This is a genomic window from Micromonospora echinofusca (assembly GCF_017614955.1).
GTDB classification, from domain to species: domain Bacteria; phylum Actinomycetota; class Actinomycetes; order Mycobacteriales; family Micromonosporaceae; genus Micromonospora; species Micromonospora echinofusca_A.
Window position 1 is genome coordinate 1 of sequence record NZ_WVUH01000423.1, and the last position, 5324, is coordinate 5324.

Sequence of the window (5324 nt, forward strand, 5' to 3'; positions counted from 1 at the left end):
CCCCTGGCTGCCGGCTCTGGCGGCGCCCGCCGCTGCGGCGGTACGGTGCGCCGATGACGTACCCCTCCGGTGCGGCGGTGGTCACCGGAGCCGCCCGTGGGCTCGGTCTGGCCATCGCCCGCGCGCTGCACGCCGACGGCTGGCCGGTGCTGCTGACGGACGTCGACGCGACAGCGGTCGCCGCCGCAGCCGCCCCGCTCGGCGGGTGGTCCCGACCGCTCGACGTCCGGGACGAGGCGGCGTGCGCCGAGGTGGCCGCCGAGGCGACCGCCCGGCACGGGCTCGGCCTCTGGGTGAACAACGCCGGCATCCTGGTCACCGGTCCGTCCTGGACCCACGACGCGGCCACCCGCCGCCGGGTGGTCGAGGTCAACGCGCTCGGCGCGATGACCGGTACGCTCGCCGCCCTGGCCGTGATGCGGGAACAGGGGTACGGGCACGTGCTCAACGTCGTCTCGCTGGCCGGCCTGGTCGCCGCCCCGGGGGAGACCGTCTACGCGGCCAGCAAACACGCCCTCATCGCGTTCAGCCTCGGCACCCTGGCGGACCTGCGCGCCGCCGGACACCGCAACCTGCACATCTCCTGCCTCTGCCCGGACGGGATCTGGACCCCGATGCTGCACGACCGGCTGGACGACCCCGGGGCGGTCGCCTCGTTCACCGGTACCCTGCTCACCGCCGAACGGGTCGCCGCCCGCGCCGCCCGACTGGCCCGCCGCCCCCGGCCCGTGGTGTCGGTGCCGCGCTGGCGCGGCCTCCAGGTCCGGCTGCTCGACGCCCTGCCCGGGCTCGCCGTCCGGCTCACCCCGCTGGTCCTCGCGGTCGGCCGGGCCGGCCAGCGCCGCCAACGCCGTCGCGGCTGACCGCTCGCCGTGGCGGTTGACCCCGCGCCGGCGTGGTTGATCCCTCGCTGTCGCGGTCGGTGCCCCGCAGACGGTGGAGGGCACCGCCGCCGGTCCCCGCCGTGCGGCGCTTGTTACGTTCTGCCCCGTGGAACATCTGGACCGGTGCGACGAGAACGACCGGGTGTGGGTCACCGAGGCGATCGCCGCGGTCGAGGCCGACGCCAACCGCTCCGCCGACACCCATCTGCTGCCCTTCCCACTGCCCCGGGAGTGGGGCGTCGACCTCTACCTGAAGGACGAGTCGGTGCATCCCACCGGCTCGCTGAAGCACCGGCTGGCCCGGTCCCTGTTCCTCTACGGGCTCTGCAACGGCCGGATCGGGCCGCGTACCACGATCGTCGAGGCGTCCTCCGGCTCCACCGCCGTCTCCGAGGCGTACTTCGCCCGGATGCTGGGGCTGCCGTTCATCGCGGTCATGCCGGCCTCCACCTCGCCCGAGAAGATCGCGCTGATCGAGTTCCAGGGCGGGCGCTGCCACCTGGTGGACGACCCGGCAGCCGTCGTCGTCGAGGCCCGCTGGCTGGCCGAGGACTCCGGCGGCCACTTCATGGACCAGTTCACCTACGCCGAGCGGGCCACCGACTGGCGGGGCAACAACAACATCGCCGAGTCGATCTACGCGCAGCTCGCGCTGGAACGCCACCCCATCCCGGCCTGGGTGGTCGTCGGTGCCGGTACCGGTGGCACCAGTGCCACCATCGGCCGGTACGCCCGCTACCGGCGGCTACCCACCAAACTCTGCGTGGTCGACCCGGAGAACTCCGCGTTCTACCCGGCGTGGCGGGCGGCCGACTGGGCGGTCCGCACCGGCAAGGGCTCCCGGATCGAGGGCATCGGCCGGCCCACCGTGGAGGCGTCCTTCCTGCCCAACGTGGTGGACCGGATGGTGCAGGTACCCGACGCCGCCTCGCTGGCGGCCATGCGGGCCGCGTCAGCCGTCCTCGGCCGGCGGGTCGGCGGCTCCACCGGGACGAACCTGTGGGGCGCGTTCAGCCTCATCGCCCAGATGCGCGCCACCGGCCGGCGCGGCTCGGTGGTGACGCTGATCTGCGACGGCGGCGAGCGCTACACCGACACCTACTACTCGGACACCTGGGTCGCCGCGCAGGGGCTCAACCTCACCCCGCACCTGGCCACCGTCGACCGCTTCCTGGCCACCGGCACCTGGCCCGCCTGAGGTGCAAGGAAGGGCCCCCTGTTATCGCATTCGGTATAGGAAGGGGCCCTTCCTAACCGGTGTGACGCCCGCGCCGCCCGGTCAGCGGGGCCGCCCGGCCCCCGCCCCCGGCCCGGCCAACTCGGCGAGACCCGGGTAGTGCCGCACGTACCCGTCCGGGTCGAGGTCCAGGTCGGCGGTGAAGCCCTCGCTGGCGTACCGCACCCGCTGGCTGCCCAGCGCCGTGTAGACCTGCTCGGCCGGTACCACCAGCAGGCTCGGCACCAGCACCCAGGCGACACTGATCCGTCGCTCGGTACCCGGCTCCGCGTCGAGCAGCCCGAGCCGGCGTACCGGCAGGCTGTTGAACAGGGGCGCGGCACCCAGGTCCACGTCGACCGCCGGGGCGAGCCGGTCCGGATCGTCGGTACCGGGCAGCCCGGCCGGCTGATGACCGGCAGCGACGAGGGCGGCGTCCAGGTCACCCTGTTCGGCGGTGGTGATCCGCCAACGGTCGGCCGACCGTTCCAGGTGGACCGAACGGAACCAGCCGGCGCCGGACACCTCGACCGCGAGATCGGTGGTGGCCCATCCGGCGTCGGTGGTCACCTCGTACCGGCAGGTGTACGGCACCGGGTCGACCGCCTGGGCGACGCCCGACCCGGTCAGCCCGTGCCGGTCGTCGAGCCGGGCGTGGTCGCATCCGGCGGTGTCCGTGCGGGTCCAGAACAGGGATTTGGGCAGCGTCGGCATGAGCCGGACGTTACGGCAGATTCCCCCCGGCTGCCGGGGATCCGGGTACGCCGAAGGGCGCCGCCGGCAGCCGGCGACGCCCTTCGGATGGTCGCTGTGTCAGTGGGTACGCGCCGGCCAGCGGCCGCCGGTACCACGGTCGTCACGGGGCCGGTCGTGGCGTGCCCGGTCGCCGTAGCCCCGGTCGTCCCGGAGGCGGCCGGCGGCGGGGCGGTCGTCCCGGCCCCGGCTCTCGGGCCGGTAGCCGCCGCGCCGGTCCTCGGTACGCCATTCCCCGTGCGGGCGGCCACCCGTGCTGTCCCGGTCGCCGAACCGTCGTCCGGCGGCGGCGTCCCGGTCGCCGAACCGGCGCCCGGCTCCACCGTCCCGGTCGCCGAACCGTCGTCCGTCCTGCGGCCGGTGGCCGTACTCGCGTCCACCCTGCGGCCGGTCCCCGAAGCGACGCCCGTCCTGCGGCCGGTCCCCGAAGCGACGCGGGCCTCCCGGGCGGTCACCACCACGGCGCGGCGCGGGTTCGTCGAGCACCGGTACGCCGCTCGGCTCCCGCGCACCGGTCAGCTCGGCCAGCGCCGGGTCACCGACGCGGACCCGGGTCTGCTCCGGCTCGACACCGGCCTTCTCCAGCATGGCGAGCGTGGTCCGGCGCTGCTTTGGCAGGACCAGGGTGGCCACCGCCCCCGACTCACCCGCCCGCGCGGTACGCCCCGCCCGGTGCAGGTAGTCCTTCGGATCCTTCGGCGGGTCGACGTGCACCACCAGCGAGACGCCGTCGACGTGGATGCCCCGGGCCGCCACGTCCGTGGCGACCAGGACGCTCATCCGGCCCTCCTTGAACTCGGCGAGCGTGCGGGTGCGTACCCGCTGGGTCTTGCCGCCGTGCAGCGCGCCGGCCCGGACACCCACCGCGGCGAGCTGCTCGACCAGGCGGTCGACGCCCATCTGGGTACGGGCGAACATCATGGTCCGGCCCTGCCGGGCCGCGATGGACGCGGCGACGGCGAACTTGTCGTGCGGCGGGATGAGCAGCAGGTGGTGGTCCATCGTGGACACGGCTGCGGTCGGCGGTGCGGTGGAGTGCGTCACCGGGTCGGTCATGAACCGCTTGACCAGCGCGTCCACGTCACCGTCCAGGGTGGCCGAGAAGAGCAGCCGCTGCGCCCCGGCCGGCGTCTTCGCGAGCAGTTCGGTGACGTCCGGCAGGAAACCCATGTCGGCCATCTGGTCGGCCTCGTCGAGCACGGTCACCTCGATGTCGTCGAGGTTGCACACGCCCCGCGAGATCAGGTCACCCAGCCGGCCGGGCGTGGCGACCAGGATCTCCACACCGCGCCGCAGGGCGTCGACCTGCCGGTCGTAGGGCACCCCGCCGACGGCGGTCTTCAGGAACACCCCGACCGTCTTGCCGAGGGGGACGAGGGCGTCGTTGACCTGCATGGCCAACTCGCGGGTCGGTACGAGGACCAGGGCCCGGGGGTGCAGCGGCCGGGCCCGGTTGACCTTGGCGAGACGGGCCAGTACCGGCAGCCCGAAGGCCAGGGTCTTGCCGGAGCCGGTCTGTCCGCGACCGAGGACGTCCCGGCCGGCGAGCGCGTCCGGCAGGGTGGCCCGCTGGATCTCGAACGGAGTGGTGATCCCCTGCCGGCCCAGCGCGTCGACCAGCGGCTGCGGCAGACCGAGACCGGCGAAGTCGGTCACCGGGCCACCGCTCGGCTCGCCGTCTGCGAGGGTGTCTGCCGGGGTGTCGACATGGGCACCGAGCGGGGCGTCGGCCGGGGTGTCGACATGGGCACCGACCGGGGCGTCTGCCCGGGTGTCGACGGGAGCGTCGACCGGGGTGTCGAAAACGGACGGGAACGTGCTGGGGTCAGCAAAGGTCGTCAAGAAAAACCTCTCAGGTGGGGCGCATCTTCGCGATGGCCCCGCCGAGGTGGTTGCTCGCCGTCGAATCGCCCGCAAGATCGCCCATGGGCGCGCGGTGGCGCGCCGGGTCAGTAATCCATACCAGTGTACGGCCTTCGTACCGGGACACCCGCCAGCCGTTGCGACGGAGTGGGCCGACTCACGGCCGGACGGTGGTCGCCGCCCGGCCTTGCGGTCAGAGCGACAGGTTGCCGAAGAAGTCCCCGATGGCATCGTTGGCGAAGACCACGACGATCAGGCTGATGGCGACCAGGACACCGAGCGCGGCGGCCAGCACGACCACCACCTTCGTGGTGCTACCCGACTTCGCGGCCGGGGTGTCCGCCCAGCCCTGGGCCAGGATGTGCCCGGTCAGTGAACCGGTGTTCTCCACCTCGTTCGGCAGGTAGACGGTGGCGAAGCCCGGCCCGTCGAGTTCCCCGCCGTAGACCGTCCCCGGACGGGGGCCGCCCATCGGGGCCGCACTCACCGGCGGGACGCCGGCCGGCACCCCGCTCGTCGGCCGGGCCGGACCGGAGGGGACGCCGCTGGTGGGTCCGTTGTCCCTCGGCGGCGCGGTGGCGGACAGCGGCGCGGTGGGCGGGTACGGG

The 5324-nt window shown here is 74.0% G+C and carries 4 protein-coding genes and 1 pseudogene; 2 read left to right on the forward strand and 3 right to left on the reverse strand.

Features of this window, described 5'->3' with window-relative positions; translation table 11 throughout:
* The first annotated feature begins 53 nt into the window (after positions 1-53).
* Both GSF22_RS30045 and GSF22_RS30050 read left to right on the forward strand, forming a co-directional pair.
* Entirely contained in the window at positions 54-863 is an 810-nt protein-coding gene (locus GSF22_RS30045) for an SDR family oxidoreductase (protein ID WP_208817287.1), read from the forward strand.
* Between the two features lie 127 nt (positions 864-990).
* On the forward strand, positions 991-2082 hold the full coding sequence (locus GSF22_RS30050) for a PLP-dependent cysteine synthase family protein (protein ID WP_208817288.1): 1092 nt from the start codon (positions 991-993) through the stop codon (positions 2080-2082).
* Positions 2083-2163: 81 nt separating this feature from the next.
* Here the strand turns inward: GSF22_RS30050 and GSF22_RS30055 are convergent, their stop codons facing one another.
* The 3 genes and pseudogenes from GSF22_RS30055 to GSF22_RS35175 form a co-directional block, all read right to left on the reverse strand.
* The gene (locus GSF22_RS30055; RefSeq protein WP_208817289.1) at positions 2164-2814 is read right to left on the reverse strand and encodes a putative glycolipid-binding domain-containing protein; all 651 of its coding nucleotides are present in this window, start codon (positions 2812-2814) and stop codon (positions 2164-2166) included.
* Between the two features lie 99 nt (positions 2815-2913).
* A complete protein-coding gene (locus tag GSF22_RS30060; protein ID WP_208817290.1) occupies positions 2914-4509 on the reverse strand; it encodes a DEAD/DEAH box helicase in 1596 nt (531 codons plus the stop codon).
* Positions 4510-4909: 400 nt separating this feature from the next.
* Positions 4910-5324 (reverse strand): annotated as a pseudogene (locus GSF22_RS35175) (hypothetical protein); the annotation flags it as partial.